Source organism: Paenibacillus sp. 1781tsa1 (assembly GCF_024159265.1).
GTDB lineage: Bacteria > Bacillota > Bacilli > Paenibacillales > Paenibacillaceae > Paenibacillus.
Genome location: NZ_JAMYWY010000001.1, coordinates 5,557,405 through 5,573,747, shown reverse-complemented (window position 1 = coordinate 5,573,747; position 16,343 = coordinate 5,557,405). Strand labels below are relative to the sequence as shown.

Sequence of the window (16,343 nt, the reverse complement as noted above, 5' to 3'; positions counted from 1 at the left end):
TCAGCAGGGGATATTCTAGATATCAACCGTTACAATCAAACCTCGAAAGGGCACCGCTTGTCTTGTCTCTATCAAAACCCTTAAAAGTTAGACCTCATTAAAATCAGTCACAATAAAAGCAGCCAAGGTAAAAGCCTGAAACCTAGTGAAGGAGACGTAATTAATCTAATAAAACGGTCGATAAGGACGCGTATATGATCTCTATAACACTAAACCATTAAAAGCGGGACCCCGTCTATAAAATCAGTCATAGGAAGAACGATAACGAAGTTATCGAGAAAAAAATCGAAAAAATCGAAAAACTGTTCAGTAGCCCATCATTTTGTGATCTATCACACTAACCTTCAAAATTAAACCCATACCTTTAAAGAAGCCAGAATAAAGCAAGCTGTGCGCAATGATCGATACAAAATAAATTCAAAGAAACAGCCTATAAGTCACCATGTTGTTATCTCTAATACACTAACCCATTTAAAAGTAAGTCTCCATCGTCTCCATTCATAAAAAGCAGCCATGAAAAATACCACAATTTCACCAAAGAAAAAAGAAAAAAGAAAAAACAAAAAAAAGAAACAAAGCACCAAAGCAACAAAAACACAAGAAAACAAATGAAAATACAAAATAAAATCAAAAAAGAACGACCCGAAGGCCGTTCTTTTGTTCTCCCTATTACCTAACCCATATAAAAAGTTAGGATCAATCCTAAAATCAGTCTGCGACAAGCTGCAACGTAGTGAAGGGGACGAAATCGATTCTGAAGAAGCGGAGCGCTCGCCTTTATCGTCGGATTTTACCCTTAGAGAAGGGGAATCCAAAAAATCCGACGATAACAGCGATCGAAAGAACGATTCGGCACCGGAACGTCTACTAGCACCTTGCCCCAGCACTTATTTTAGTAATTATGAGCCCTAACTATTACAAACTCTTCAAGAACTGAACAATCGTCAACAACCCTTTATCAAAGTTCTCCAGGTTGAAGTGCTCGTTTGGTGCATGCAGATTCTCATCAGGCAAACCAAAGCCCATCATGACAGCAGGGATTTCGAGTACACGTGAAAGCTTCTCAACAATCGGAATGGAGCCGCCATCTTTGGTAAAGAGGGCACGAACGCCATACACCTGCTCATACGCATCTGCCGCTTTTTGCAGAATTGGATTGGAAGGATCGATGTTGAAAGCAAAAGCTTTCTCGATCTGTTTCACATGCAGCGTTGCACCCGGTTGAACGTGAGCGCGCAGATGTGCTTCGATACGATCCAATACATGTTGAGGATCTTGATCCGCCACGAGGCGGCAGGTAATTTTGGCATGTGCTTCCTTCGGAATAACGGTTTTGCTGCCTTCACCCTGGAAACCACCCCATACGCCGTTCAATTCCAATGTTGGACGAGCGCCAACACGTTCCACGAACGAGTAACCTTCTTCGCCGTACAATTGCTCCAGCCCCAGGTCTTGACGAAGCTGTTCTTCATTGAAGCCCTGTTTCACAAATTCTTCTCTCATCTCAGGAGACAGTGGCAGAACGCCATCGTAGAATCCATCTACACTTACACGGCCTTGCTCATCATGCAACGAAGCGAGCAGGGATACGAGTGCGTGCAGAGCGTTCGGTACACCACCACCGAATGAACCGGAGTGCAAGTCGGTATTGGCTGTGTTCAGATCCACGTGAAGCGAACATAGACCACGCAGGCCAGTGGAGATCGCCGGTTTCCCTTTTTCAAGCAGGGACGTATCCGAGATCAGTATCATGTCTGCACGCAGCTTGTCTGTATGTTCATTCAGATAGATGGGCAGGTTCGGGCTGGAGATTTCCTCTTCGCCTTCGATGCAGAACTTAACGTTAACCGGAAGTTCTTTGTTTTCGGCAAGCAGGGCTTCAACTGCCTTGATATGTAGGAAGATCTGTCCTTTGTCATCCGTCGCACCACGGGCATATAGCTTGCCATCACGAATGGTGGGCTCGAAAGGAGGCGTGTCCCACAGGTTAAGCGGATCGACAGGTTGTACATCATAGTGTCCATAGATCAGAGCCGTCGGTTTGCCGGGTGCATGCAGGTGATCTGCATAGACAATCGGATGTCCAGCCGTTTGAATGACCTCAACGTTTTCCATGCCTGCACGTGTGAGTGCATCTGCTGCCCATTGTGCTGCACGATTAACATCCTCTTTATGCTCTGAAATGGCGGAGATACTTGGAATGGACAACCATTCATTCAGTTCTGCCAGGTGTTTTTCTCTATTTTGTTCAAAGTAAGTCTGTTCTTTCATTAAAAAGTCCTCCTTGATGTTTGCTTTATCTCATTGTAATCCATTTTGTCATGTTAATAAAACATTGGTTAAAAAAATGATCGGTTACAGAACGTTTCATTCACCTGAGGATTGTGCGTATAATACAAGAAAAGGATTTCATCCATATATTCTCAAGGGAGTTGAGGAAGTTTCCATGACAGTCAGACCCGATGCAAGCAGGCAGGTGAGTAGCGATGGAACCGACTAGGAATGATCGAATATTGGGCAGATTCAAGCGGTTATCCGATTTCAAAGCGGGAAGACATAAAGGACGATTTTATCGAAACAGCCTGATGCTTATTTTACTCATTGCCAGTATTCCCGGGTTAATCACAGGTATCGTGATGTATCAACAGGTGGTTGGCCGGATGGAGATCGAATTCAATCGGATGCATCAGAACCAGATCGAGAATCGGGCACGCAATGTGGATGATCAACTGGCCTATCTGGAGATGAACTTATCTCATTGGGCTTTTGAACCGAGGTTTGGCAATGCGTTACGAACGCTGGATTTTGTGTATTATTTTAATGAAACGCAGGAGATTGTCACTACATTATATGTACTACAAGGATCCCATCCGTTGATCAAGTCAGCACAGCTATATTTGCAGGAACCGAAGCCGATCTTGTTTAATCGGGATTATAACGAGTTGAATGATGATGCCAAAGTACAAGCGTATGATCGTTATCTCTCCATAGGCAACCACGTGTACTGGACAGACTGGGTTTCGGGCATCAACCGAGATACCGCCCCTTCGACCAACAATAGTCTACTGCATACGGATGCAGGCAATGCACTTGTTCTCGTACATAAGATCCCAGGGGAGAGCATGAATCCATTTGGTGCACTGATTATTACGCTGGATAACGAGAAAGTCGCTAGTTTATTGAAAACGCTTACTCCTTATGATGAAGGTTTAACGTTCCTTATGGATCAGGAAGGCAACACACTGGTTACAGGGAATCCGGGAACGGCGGGGGAGACTTCTGCTTTTGAACAGCAGCTAAAAAAAGAAGTGGCCCTGCATGCCGATAACCGCTCATTCCTGTTCCGATATGAGGATCAGACCTATTCTGTCTCGTATGGCTCGTTGAGTCGGATTGATTCGGACTGGACGTACGTCTCCGCAGCACCTTTGACCTCAGTCACTTCGCCAGTCAAGCTGGTATCCAAAATCATCGTCATTGCGAGTGCAGGCAGTCTCATCCTGGGATTGTTGTTATCCTGGTTTGCCTCCCGTCGCATCTATTCGCCTGTAGCGCGAATGCTGCATCTGCTTACGCCTGGCCGAAATGACACAACGCCAACCGACGCAAAGCTGGACGAGTTTGAGCTGCTGGAGCAACAATGGAACGAACTGACCTCCCGCAGTGTAACGGCACATCGCCAGTTGCAGGAGCAGCTTCCCCATCTGCGCGACAGCTTTGTCCTACAACTTGTACAGGGACATCTATATGCCTATAACGAGCAGGATCTTCAGCAGCGCATGCGTCATCTCGGATTTGAGCTGGAGGGTCAGCAGTATTTGCTGGTGCAGATGTATTTTACGGGGTACGAGCAGCTGCAAGGCAGGTTTGGAAGCCAGGATACGGGTTTGGTCACCTTTGCAGCAGTGAATATTACACAGGAAGTGGCGAAAAATTATTTCAGGCAGATCAGTGTCATGAACTTTCATGACCTGTCTTCCGCCATGCTTGTGATCGCTCCTCAGGATGAAGCTGTGAAGTCACAAGCGATGTTATGGGGACAGGAGCTCGTTGAGGTCATTGGACGAACACTCAAAATGAAGGTGACCTTGATGATCAGTCGCCCAGCAGCTTCACTTCAGGAACTGCCCGGACGATTCGTCGAGATGGAACAGGCCGTGGCATATCGCAGTGTGGAGGAAGGAAGTCAGATTCTCGATCTGGAGGATGAGGAGTGTTTCCGTAGAAACGAAGCAGCTTCCTATCCGCTTGGGCTGGAACGTGAGTTGCTACAGGCGATCAGGCTGGGCAAGCAAGTCGAAGCGGAACGTGTGCTGGAACAATTCATGAGTGAGATCACGCGGACGGGCAGTACCGAATTTCAGGTGCAGCAGATGATGCTGCAATTGCTCGGCAGTATTCAGCACATGATGCTGCAAACGGGGGTCACACCTTATAAGCTGTTTGGTGGTTGCAACATGTATGAACGGCTATCCGGTATTCGTGAACCTGTTCAGATGAGACAGTGGATGATGAATGAGGTATTCACACCGTATATCCAAGAGATCGAAGCACGATCCCAGGAACCCCTGAAACAGGTGGTGGAACGAACGATGTTGTATATTGATACGCATTATCGCAGCGATATTTCGCTGGAAAACTGCGCTGACATGGAGCAGATGACACCTTATGCACTGAGCAAGGCATTCAAACAGGTATCAGGCATTAATTTTATTGATTATCTGACACGTGTGAGAATGGATGCAGCGAAGCAATTGTTACGGGAGACAACGATGAAAATCAATGATGTTGCCGTGGCTGTAGGATATCAGCATAGTTATTTTAATCGGATCTTCAAGAAACAGGAGGGAGTTACCCCGAGTCAGTACCGTGAAAAATGGTTCGGACAATAACCGTTCATCCGTCTGTCATTTCTGACCGGCATCCAGCTTTAGCGGATGTCGTTTTTTTCTTTTTTTACCCTGATACAAAGAAGGATAAAGCCGCAAAAATGTGCAATTCTACCTGCTACGATATGTCCAATATCAAGGAAGAATGGCGTTATAGCGGGCTTCCCGACCATCATATCGTAGCCATGCAAAAAATGAAGGTTGCCGGAAACTGAGGGGCTGTATAGTCTGAGTATCAGGTTTATTGATAACGCTTACAACGTTGTGGAAGGGGAGACGTGATGAACGGGAAGACGAACTGGAATACCAACGCCACGGCAACTGCTCAAGCGGATATGACAACAAGGCCAATGAGACGAGAGTCGAACTGGAAAAGGCAGATCCAACGAAACAAATGGTTATATGTGCTTGTGCTTCCCGGCTTTTTGTACTTTGTCATCTTTAAATACTTGCCCATGTGGGGAATCATCATTGCTTTTCAGGACTACCAGCCTTTTCTGGGCATCCGGGAGAGCAACTGGGTGGGGCTGGAGAACTTTACGAACTTTTTCTCCAACCCGGACTTCTTCCGACTATTACGCAATACGCTGGTCCTTGCGCTGTATGATCTGATCTTCTTTTTCCCGGCACCCATCATTATCGCTTTGTTATTAAATGAAATTCGGGTCGCATTCTTCAAAAGAACCATTCAAACGCTGGTCTATGTACCCCACTTTGTATCCATGGTGATTATCGCGAGTATCACGTACGTGTTTCTGACCCCGCAGGGCGGAGTCTTATATGATCTGATCGCCTGGATTACAGGCAAACCTATTGATGTGCTCTCCAGTCCGGGTTCGTTCCGACCACTCATTATTGTTCAGATGATGTGGAAAGAGATGGGGTGGGGCACAATTATCTTCCTGGCGGCCCTCGCAGGTGTGGATACGGAACAGTATGAAGCCTCCATTGTGGATGGAGCAGGACGATTGCGGCGAATGTGGCATATTACGCTTCCCGCGATTCGTACGACCATAGTCATCTTGCTCATTCTCAGACTGGGGAATTTTCTGGATACCGGATTTGAGCAGATCTATCTGATGACCAATTCCCTCAACCGGGATGTCGCAGACGTATTTGATACGTATGTGTACACGGTGGGGATTACGCAAGGGGCTTTCAGTTACAGTACCGCTGTTGGACTATTCAAGTCTGTGGTGGGCATCATTCTGGTGCTTGGCAGTAATAAACTTGCGAAAAAATTCGGTCACCCCGGAATTTATTAAGGAGGAGCGCCCATGAACAGCCGTCTATACAACAGCCCTGCCGGCAAGGTATTTGATATCTTCAATTACGCCATGCTGGGGATTCTGGGCATATTAACTGTCCTTCCTTTCCTGTATATTATAGGGAATTCTTTCGCAACGGAAGCCGAGATCACCGAACGGAGTTTTTTCCTTATTCCGAAGGTGTTTTCCTTCAGTGCATATGAGTATATTTTCTCTTCTTCCACGATCTTTCGCAGCATTGGCGTTTCCATCTTCATCACAGTGGCAGGTACACTGGTGAATCTGTTCTTCACCCTGACGATGGCCTATCCCCTATCCAGAAGTGACTTCTGGGGCCGTAACGTCATGATGAACATGGTGATCTTCTCAATGTTATTCGGTGGTGGCATGATCCCGACGTATCTCGTTATTCGTGGACTGGGACTGCTCGATTCTTACTGGGCCCTTATGCTTCCTGGCGCGATCAGCGCTTTTAACTTAATAGTAGTCAAAAACTTTTTTCAGCAAATGCCGCCCGGGCTGGAGGAAGCGGCCCGCATCGATGGCTGTTCGGATCTCGGCGTGCTGTGGCGAATTGTACTGCCTTTATCAAAGCCGGTCATTGCTACGTTTGCCTTGTTTTACGCCGTGGGACATTGGAATAACTTTTTCTCGGCACTTCTGTACATTTCCGACAGTGACAAATGGCCGTTACAAGTCATGTTGAGACAGATCGTATTGCTCTCGCAAGCCAGTGTCGGAGATATGGCGAACATGGACCCCAATTTTGTACAGCCACCAGAGCAGTCGATCAAAATGGCGGTAATCGTTGTAGGTACCATTCCAATTTTGCTGGTGTATCCGTTTTTGCAGAAGCATTTTGCCAAAGGTGTCATGTTAGGTTCAATCAAAGGCTAAAGCCAAGGGGGAGAACGTATGGGACAAAAAACGGGATTCAAAAAAGGGGCACTGCTGCTCTCTGCGTCACTGGTACTTAGTACAATTCTGGGCGCATGCTCCACGGACAAGGCAGATTCAGGAAGCGCTGCGGGTGGCACCGATCAGCTCACGATTATGCTGCCGAACTTTGAAGCGGAGAATCCGCCGGACAACAGCCCTGTGATTCAGAAGCTGGAGGAATTGACCAAGGTTGATGTTAATCTACAATGGGTGCCGAGCAGTTCCTATGAGGACAAATTCAATATCACACTGGCTTCAGGCAAACTTCCACAAATTATGGTCGTATTGGGGAAATCCCCAAGCTTTATCAATGCAGCCCGGACAGGGGCATTCTGGGAACTGGGTCCTTATCTGAAGGACTATCCGAATCTGAGCCAGATGAATGAAATCATCACCAATAATGCCTCTATCGATGGCAAAACGTATGGGATTTATCGGGCTCGCCCTCTAGGACGTAATGGGGTGACTATCCGTAAGGACTGGCTGGAGAATCTGGGGCTGGAAGAGCCGAAGACGATTGATGAATTTTACAATGTATTGAAAGCGTTCACGAAGGATGATCCGGACGGTAACGGAAAGGATGATACGTACGGTCTGGTAGCCAGCAAATTCACGGGCCCATGGGATAACATGCAGGTATGGTTCGGTGCCCCCAACAAATGGGGAGAGGATGGCAACGGAGGGCTAATCCCTGCGCATGAGACACCAGAATACATGGAAGCCCTGAAATTTTTCCGCCAGATCTACAGTGAGGGTCTGGTGAACAAGGACTTTGCCGTCATGGATGCAACGAAACTGCCTGATCCATTTGTGAATGGGCAAGCGGGTGTCATGGTGGATGTAGCAGATAACGCACAGCGTATGGATCAGAAGATACTGGATAAAGATCCGAATGCGACAGGACGTGTCGATGTGCTGCAAGCCATGGAAGGTCCGAAGGGGCTGCGTGATATGCCAACGTCCGGATATTCCGGAATGATTGCCATCTCCAAAGGCAGTGTCAAAACGGAAGAGGAACTGAAGAAGGTACTGCGTTTCCTGGATCAACTCAATGAACCAGAATTGCAGGCGCTGCTTGGGAATGGACTGGAAGGCAAACAGTATGAGAAAAAAGAAAACTATATCATCCCTTCCACTGACAAGCTTGCCCTCCGCGATCTGCAGGGCTTGAATCAGATATTGATGTTTGTGCCGGAGGACAAAACACTTCGCGTGCAACAGACACCTGTCCGTGAAAAAGTTGCACAGGTGCAGAAAGCCAATGAAGAGATTGTCATTGCTAATCCTGGCGAACCGCTGATTTCGGATGTCTACGCCCAGAAAGGACCGCAGCTGGATAATATCATTAATGATGCACGGATCAAATATATTGTAGGACAGATTGATGAGAAAGGATTCGAAGATGCGGTTGCCCTGTGGAAGAACAACGGTGGAGACGATTATGTGAAAGAAGTCAATGAACTGTACGCTGCACTGAAGTAGTTGGAGACCAACGATACTCTTGAACAGGCAGGGAGGAAGGCGACATGTGGAACGGGGATGCATTTAGTAATCCCGAGGCGCAGTACCGGGTTCATCCCTTTTGGTTCTGGAACGGGGATATGGAAGAAGGTCAGATGAAGCGGCAGGTGGCTGAGATGGCTGCGCAAGGTGTGGGCGGATTCTTTATCTGTCCACGTCAAGGACTGCAAATTCCCTATCTCTCCGAAGCGTGGTTTGATAAGGTGCGGGTTGCAGTGCGGGCAGCTGCCGACCATGGCATGCAGGTATGGTTATATGACGAGTATCCATATCCAAGCGGGATGGCTGGTGGGGAAGTGACCCTTGATTTCCCTGAAGCGAAGCAGCGTGAGCTTGTCCATCATCAACTGATGGTTCAGGGCGGAGAAGCTGTGAATCTGGAGCTGCCATGGGGACGAGTAATGGTTGCCAAGGCGATTCCCAAGGATGCACAGGGTAAACGGTTATGGCATGAATCGATCGATCTGCGCAGCAAAATCGGTAATATTCAAACGGATCAGGTGTATCAGGAAACAGGACTCACATCGTATAACCGCAAGCGTTTTTTCACCTACCGTACAGCATTTCAATTGTTGTGGGATGTGCCCGAGGGTGATTGGGAGTTGATTATATTTCAAGAGATGGAGATCGATGATTTCAAATATTACGGCAACTTTGTTGATCCTTGCCATAAGGAAGCGATGAGTCGTTTTATTGAGCTGACACATGAACGTTATAAATCAGCGGTTGGAGATCGATTTGAAAGTGTAATCAAAGGCATGTTCTCGGATGAGATCGCACCGCTGGGCCGTATCCCCTGGTCACCCCAGCTTCCCCGTTATTTCAGTGAGCGTTGTGGTTATAGTCTGATTGATTCGCTACCGGCTCTGCTATATGGTGATGTTCCAGACGCCCATCAGATTCGGTATGACTACTATCAGTCACTGCACCTGCTTCTCAGGGAGTCCTATCACAGACAGGTGCATGACTGGTGTGAGGAAGCAGGAATCCAGTATGCGGCTGAAGTGCCTGGCGTACGGATGACTACCCAGTTATTCAGCCATATGCCAGGTGGTGACTCGGCACATGAGAAAATCGGACGATCCTTATCGTGGATTCTGGAACGATATGGCCAAAAGATGCGTGACAATCCCAAGATGGTCAGTTCGCTTGCCCGGCAACTGGGCCGAAGCCGCAATCTGATTGAATGTTTTCATAGTGTAGGCTGGTCTATGACGTTACAGGATGCAAAATGGATGATTGATCGCATGGCCGCCATGGGCACCAATTTCTATAATTTTCACGCCTTTTTCTATACGATCGGTGGGCTTGCGAAACATGATGCACCGCCGTCTCAATTTTTGCAGAATCCCTACTGGAAGCATTTCCGGCAATTGGGGGATTACACCGGACGGTTGAGCTATCTCATGAGCACCGGAGCAGCAGACATTCGTATTGCTGTACTTGACCCAACGACGACATTCTGGAGTCTGATGGGCAATCCGCTGCATGGATTTGAGTATAGTGGCGAGGACGAAGCTGAGCGGGTCCAACTGGAGCGTCTGACGAAGGACTGGATGCGGATTACTACCCATCTGCTCGAAAACAGACGTGACTATGACCACCTTGATCCCGAATTGCTGGCTGAAGCTGACTTAAAGGATGGCATCATTCAGCTCGGCGATGCCCGTTATGACGTACTGATTCTGCCACCGATGCTGAATCTGGAGTCAGTGGCCTGGGAACAGGTGAAGCGATTCGTTCAGCAGGGAGGAACCGCCATTTCTGTTGGGATGCCTCCGCATATTGCCATCCAGCCGGGAAGTCCGGTGGGAGATGAAGCTGCCCAGTTCTTTGGTGCGGGCGAGCATCCGCAAGAAGTGTACTGGGGTCGAAGCGGGACAACTGATCATGATCACCGTGAATCCATGTGGCATCAGGGGGAGGGCAATGCGTATTTCTTACCCGCAGGAACGGGTCACGGAGATGACTTTTCACTGGAACTGATCTCTCTCCTGCTCGATCAGGTATTGCCGGAACCCATCTGCTGGATCATGGAGGAGGAAAGTGCTTCTTTGTTAATGCATACCCGTCAATTGTCAGCTGGGGAGCATATGGTTTTCTTGACCAATCAGGAGGGTCTGGAGCTGAAGGGGCAATTGAAGCTGGTCGCCAGACAGCTGTGGGATGGAACGGAACTGGCAGATGGAGCTTGTCTCGTGGCAGAACGACTCGATCTGGAGACGGGACAGCTTCAGTCATTGCCGTATACGAGCAGTGGCGGGGAATGGTGCATCACACTAAGGTTAGCGCCTTACGAAGCGCATGCTGTGCGCCTTACTTTACAACCTGCGAAGGTAGAGACGGTACTAACGAAGGTTGATGTCACAGACCAAATAGGTTCGACATTCAAAACGGATGTTTCGGCAGGAGTGCAGCAAGCTACTAAGATCAGAATTCCTGCGGAAGGGCCATGGCGACTGGAAACGGTGCAGCCTAACGTCCTGCGAATGGGACAATTCCATCTCCAGGCCTCCAATGCTAACGGAATAATACTGGAAAGCCAGCATGTAGCTGTGAAACCGTTTATTGATCAGGCGGCAGAATTATCGGAGCAGCAGCATCTGCCAGTCCAGTTTAGTCAGGTATTTGGCACACCGAAAAAAGCATCCGTTGCTTATCCGATCGAGTGCCGATATACGACCACATTTGAGCTAAGAACGGCGTTGCCTGCATGCCTGTTATTCATGGATAAAGCGGCGATTTCTGGCAGTTGGTCGATGGAGATTAATGGGCAACCAATTGAAATAGATCAATTCGATCCAATCGAAATAACCGACCACAATAATATCGCTTGTGATATTACGGAATGGCTACACAGCGGTCTCAATGAAATGACGGTGATTGTGCAGGTGACCAAAGATGAGGATGGTATCGTTGATCCCTTGTATCTGCAAGGGAGATTCGGGGTGGAGTTTCATCATGAAGGCATTGCTTCGCTCGTGCGGGAGTCTGACACAGCCCTTCGCATCGGACATGAACCGCAGCCGTTGTATCCTCATTTTGCCGGAGAGATGAGTTATAAACGCACGTTCTGGCTGGATGAGCTTGGGGATGATGTTACCTATTTTGAACTGGAATTCAGCGATTGGCGGGTGCAGGATGTGGTGGAAGTGCGGATGAACGGACATAGTCTGGGTGTACGATGCTGGTCTCCGTATCGCTGGAAGGGAGATACATCATGGCTTCTTCCTGGGGATAACTACATTGAAGTGCGGATTACCAACACATTGATTGGCCTGCTGGAAGGCACGTATTTTGATTCAGAACATCATCGATTACAGGATGCAGGTCATGTATCTGCTGAAGAATTCGGATAAAGGAGTGGAAGTCGGGGATGGGACATCGTATTCAGTTTGACCGTTATCCAGGTGGTGTGATGAAAGCGCTGACGCTCAGTTATGACGATGGAGTGATTCATGATCGAAGACTGGTGGAAGTCTGTAATCGGTATGGACTGCGGGGGACATTTAATCTGAACTCGGGTACGCTAGGCAATCCTGGCCGCATTGAGGCGGGGGAAGTTGCTGAACTGTATGCGGGTCATGAAGTGGCCGTTCACACGGTTACTCACCCTACGCTGCCTTATGTACCGAATGAACTATTGACCGAAGAGATTATCGAGGACCGAAAAGCGTTGGAGCAGCTCGTCGGTTATCCGGTACGAGGCATGGCTTATCCCAACGGAGGGTACGACCGTGCGTTAAGTACAAAGCTGGAGTGGCTTGGCATTGATTATGCCCGTACCGTTGAATCACATGGCAGATACACGTTGCCAGACAGGCCGCTTGAATGGCATCCGACCTGTCATCATAACCATGATCTGGCGGGGCATGCTGAACGTTTTATCCAATATTCCAAAACAGGTACACCATTGTTACTCTACGTCTGGGGCCACAGTTATGAGTTCAATGATAACGACAACTGGGAGATCATCGAACAGTTTGGTGAGCGTATTGGTGGCAGGAACGACATCTGGTACACCACGAACATCGAAGTGATTGCCTATTGGAAAGCGGTGCAACGACTGGAGTGTTCAGCCGATCGATCCATCATTAATAATCCGTCTGCCATCCCGGTTTGGTTCACGGCAGATCAGCAGGTAGTTGAAGTGCGGGGTGGGGAGACATTGCGGCTAAGCGAACGAATCAAGGTATAAGGAAGGGAGCTGACGATCATTCGTTATTTTCATGAGAACGAGGCGATTGCAGGCAAGGTGTACGATTCAATTCCGGATATATTGACTACGGTGGCTCAGCGTTATATTGGCGATCATCCGCAACATTCCTTTTTGTTCAGAGCCTATCATCAGGGAGGTTTTCGCAGGCTGGGGGATTATCGCTACGACCTGAATCTGAATGAGAAATGTGCAGAGGCGCGTGCAGGGCAGTACGTGTATGTATGGGGCAAGTTATGGAGCGAGCAGAATGCAACGTTAAATACGGGACTGAACTGTTATAGCCCTGTGACGATCTATGTGAACGGCGAAGAGGTGTTTAAGTCCGAGTTGTTGCAGGAATTATTTCCTGAGCGAAGAACCCAGATTCCGATTTCCGTTCACTATGGCTGGAATGATGTGTTGCTGCGCTTTGTCAAAACAGAAGTGGGATTCGGCGGTATCTACGGAACAGCTTCATTCAAAAATTTCCCGCTCCACTTCCTTACTCCTGGGACAGATCGTCAGGGACAGGAGGGCTGGTTATATTCGGAACCCGTCGATGAACCTGTATTATCTCTTCCTCGTGATGGCATGGCGGAAGAAGAGACAGGTCTTACCTGGTATCCACGCAGGAGCTGGACAGATGAGGAGCAGAGCGTGGGTTCTTTAGCCCGCATCTTCGGCACAGAACAACCAGCTGTGGCTTATGCATGGACGAGGCTGGATGTCATCTTGCCAGGATCAACACCAATTATTTTAAAAGGAACTCATGATGGTGCATTGACTCTGTATGTGGATGGGACGGAAATATACTCTGCTGGAAGCAGTGCTAACTTCCACGTTGAACTCCCGCGCCGTTACGGTTCATGGGATCTAGTCGTGAAAGGTGAAATCCAGGCACAAGGTGGCTCCTGGGGATTCACGTTGGAAGAGGACGAAAGTTCGGGTTCCACAGGCTTGAGACTAAAATCACCTTATCCGGTTGCGGGGTGCTCTGACCCCTGGCTGTACACAGGTGTGTTTGCTCCTGGTGCTGAACCATCCCACGCAGACATCGTGCGAACAGACACTGTATTTGATGATGGCGTACAAGGTGTGTATTGGCGGGTAGATCTTCCCGATATGCATGTGCGTCCCTATCTGGAGAACACACATTACGGAAAGTGGAATTATCCGCTTGGTGTTACCCTGCTTGGACTGCTCCAGACAGGAAAGGAATTGGGACGGGATGATTACATTCAGTATGTACGGCAACATATTGAACTGAGCACTTCATTTGATCGCTATGGTCTGTGGGATCGGGAAGCATACGGTGCGGCAGGGATCAATAATCAACTTTCTGCCATCGACAGTCTGGATGATTGCGGTTCGTTTGGGTCCACACTGCTTGCTGCGATGGAGTTGGGCGATATTCGTGGTGGAAGAGATACCGCGGATCGGATTGCGGGTTACATTACGGATGAGCAGGAACGTCTGGAGGATGGTGCCTTTTACCGGGTTCGTGGCAGTGGGGAGATGCGTCAGGAGACGATGTGGTGTGATGACTTGTACATGAGTACACCATTTCTGATGCGTTATGGTCAGTTGACAGGAGATAGCGCGTACTGGGATGATGCGATCAATCAATTCCTGATGTTCCGTAAATACCTATACCTTCCCGAACAACAGATCATGTCCCATGTGTATGATTTTGTGCGTGGTCGGGCAACAGGTATTCCATGGGGACGCGGGAACGGGTGGGTACTCTTTTCATTGACCGAACTGTTAACGATCTTGCCACATGATCATGTGAAAAGGCCAGAACTGTTACGTTTCTATTGTGATCTAAGTCAAGGTTATCTGGCGCTGCAAGGGGAAAATGGACTTTGGCATCAGGTGCTGAACCGCCCAGATTCGTATGAAGAAACCTCCTGCACATCCATGTTCATTTACGCTTATGCCCGTGGTATTCGCGAAGGCTGGCTGGAACAGCCAGAGCCTTATCTGGAGGCGGTACGCAAAGGATGGGAGGGAATGACGCGCTTGTCAATTGACTACAAAGGTAATGTATATGGGGTATGCCGGGGTTCCGGGTACTCGTTTACTGCCTTGTATTATCGTGATGATCTGGGATGGAATCTGAACGATACCCATGGGATTGGCATTGTGCTCTTGGCAGGCATTGAAGCACATAAGATGAATCAGCAGCTCCGTGAGGCGCATATCGATTCTTCGGTTACAGCCGCGCAGCGCTGATGTTTGACGCAAAAAACGAATGTATGTGGATAGCCTTCTATAGGTAGATAACCAGCTAAAGAAAGCGGCAAAGCCCTCAGGCTTGCCGCTTTTAGTTTTATTCCAATCCCGAATCTGATCTGCATAATAGCAATATATAAATACACTTACCTTCACCCAATAATATGAATAACTCCGTTTTTAGCACGCATTAAAATAGCTCTAGTTGCTCCGGTCCTTCTTCCTTCTCCGGTTCAGTACGATCAGGAAAAGGCTTCACCCGCAGGTCCAGCAGATCCATCATCATCTGGGCATTTGCCGCTGCATCGCCACCGGAGTTGTTATTGAAAATAACATAGACGTCCTTGCTCTGCTCCTGCAATTGCTCCAGATACCCTTTCCACTCCAACAGCTCTTCCTTGTTGTAACGGTACAGATAACGGGTCTCGCGCCAATTGGGTGCACCATCCTGATGCCAGCCGGAGACATTGCGCCCATGCATGCGAACCAGTGTCATGTCCGAATCCGTGGCCTGGGGCACGATGGGAATGGAACCTAAACCCGCCTGAGGTTCATCACAAACGCTGTGAATCCAGCCTTGCTCCTTCATGAACGCAAGCGTTCGCTCACGCATGCCATCTTCGTACCAGCTGCGATGGCGGAATTCGAGGGCGCACGGAATACCCTCCATTCGAAGTTTCACTTCACGAAGCTCTTTCACGTTTTCCTTATTGCATTCGAACCAGGGCGGATATTGAAATAAGGCTGCCTGCATTTTGCCTGCTTCTATAACGGGTTCCAGTGATTCCCGGAAAGCTTTATACATCTCCGACGTACTGGTGAAGTAGGGTTTGCCTCGCAGATGTCCGGTCATCCCCTGATAGGCTTTGATGATAAAAGCAAAGGATTCAGGCGTCTCAGCAGCCCATCGTGCCATGCGATCCCGCGGCTGTACGGCGTAGAAGGAACTATCCACCTCCACGGTGGAGAAATATTGTCCGTATAGACTGAGCTTGTCTTTGGCTTTCGTACGGTTCGGATAGAGATCTTCCTGATCCCCCCATCCGGTAAGTCCGATGTGAATCATAAGAACACCTCCTGTTGCTTTTTGAACAACCTCTTATAATTACCCGATTCGCAGGGGTATGCGTATGATTAATATTATATCGTGTACATTTTGGCTCTTCAATGTAGGCAATGTACCGGGATTTTTTTGAGTTTGCAGAATAAAGACGTTACAATACATTAAAGCTAGGGGAAATGACCAGGCCTGTACAAAGCGCACTACAGATAGAGGGCCGAGGACCAGGTGGA

At 48.4% G+C, this 16,343-nt stretch carries 9 protein-coding genes; 7 read left to right on the top strand and 2 right to left on the bottom strand.

Annotated features, from left to right (window positions below):
- Positions 1–915 precede the first annotated feature (915 nt).
- Positions 916–2,271: a dipeptidase gene (locus NKT06_RS25055; protein WP_253440416.1), complete on the bottom strand. Its 1,356-nt coding sequence runs from the start codon at positions 2,269–2,271 to the stop codon at positions 916–918.
- Positions 2,272–2,486: 215 nt separating this feature from the next.
- On the opposite strand from NKT06_RS25055, the gene NKT06_RS25050 reads away from it, so the two are divergent.
- From NKT06_RS25050 to NKT06_RS25020, 7 genes are all read left to right on the top strand, one after another.
- A complete protein-coding gene (locus tag NKT06_RS25050; RefSeq protein ID WP_253440413.1) occupies positions 2,487–4,892 on the top strand; it encodes an AraC family transcriptional regulator in 2,406 nt (801 codons plus the stop codon).
- 332 nt (positions 4,893–5,224) lie between these two features.
- The gene (locus NKT06_RS25045) at positions 5,225–6,154 is read left to right on the top strand and encodes an ABC transporter permease (protein WP_253442793.1); all 930 of its coding nucleotides are present in this window, start codon (positions 5,225–5,227) and stop codon (positions 6,152–6,154) included.
- 12 nt (positions 6,155–6,166) lie between these two features.
- A complete protein-coding gene (locus NKT06_RS25040) occupies positions 6,167–7,054 on the top strand; it encodes a carbohydrate ABC transporter permease (protein WP_253440410.1) in 888 nt (295 codons plus the stop codon).
- A gap of 18 nt (positions 7,055–7,072) precedes the next feature.
- Positions 7,073–8,578, top strand: a complete 1,506-nt coding sequence (locus NKT06_RS25035; RefSeq protein ID WP_253440406.1) for an extracellular solute-binding protein — start codon at positions 7,073–7,075, stop codon at positions 8,576–8,578.
- 44 nt (positions 8,579–8,622) lie between these two features.
- The gene (locus NKT06_RS25030; RefSeq protein ID WP_253440403.1) at positions 8,623–11,976 is read left to right on the top strand and encodes a glycosyl hydrolase; all 3,354 of its coding nucleotides are present in this window, start codon (positions 8,623–8,625) and stop codon (positions 11,974–11,976) included.
- 17 nt (positions 11,977–11,993) lie between these two features.
- Positions 11,994–12,815, top strand: a complete 822-nt coding sequence (locus NKT06_RS25025) for a polysaccharide deacetylase family protein (RefSeq protein ID WP_253440400.1) — start codon at positions 11,994–11,996, stop codon at positions 12,813–12,815.
- 57 nt (positions 12,816–12,872) lie between these two features.
- Positions 12,873–15,050: a glycoside hydrolase family 88/105 protein gene (locus NKT06_RS25020; RefSeq protein WP_253440397.1), complete on the top strand. Its 2,178-nt coding sequence runs from the start codon at positions 12,873–12,875 to the stop codon at positions 15,048–15,050.
- Positions 15,051–15,240: 190 nt separating this feature from the next.
- Here NKT06_RS25020 and NKT06_RS25015 read toward each other — a convergent pair whose 3' ends face one another.
- A complete protein-coding gene (locus tag NKT06_RS25015; RefSeq protein ID WP_253440394.1) occupies positions 15,241–16,116 on the bottom strand; it encodes a DUF72 domain-containing protein in 876 nt (291 codons plus the stop codon).
- Positions 16,117–16,343: the final 227 nt, after the last annotated feature.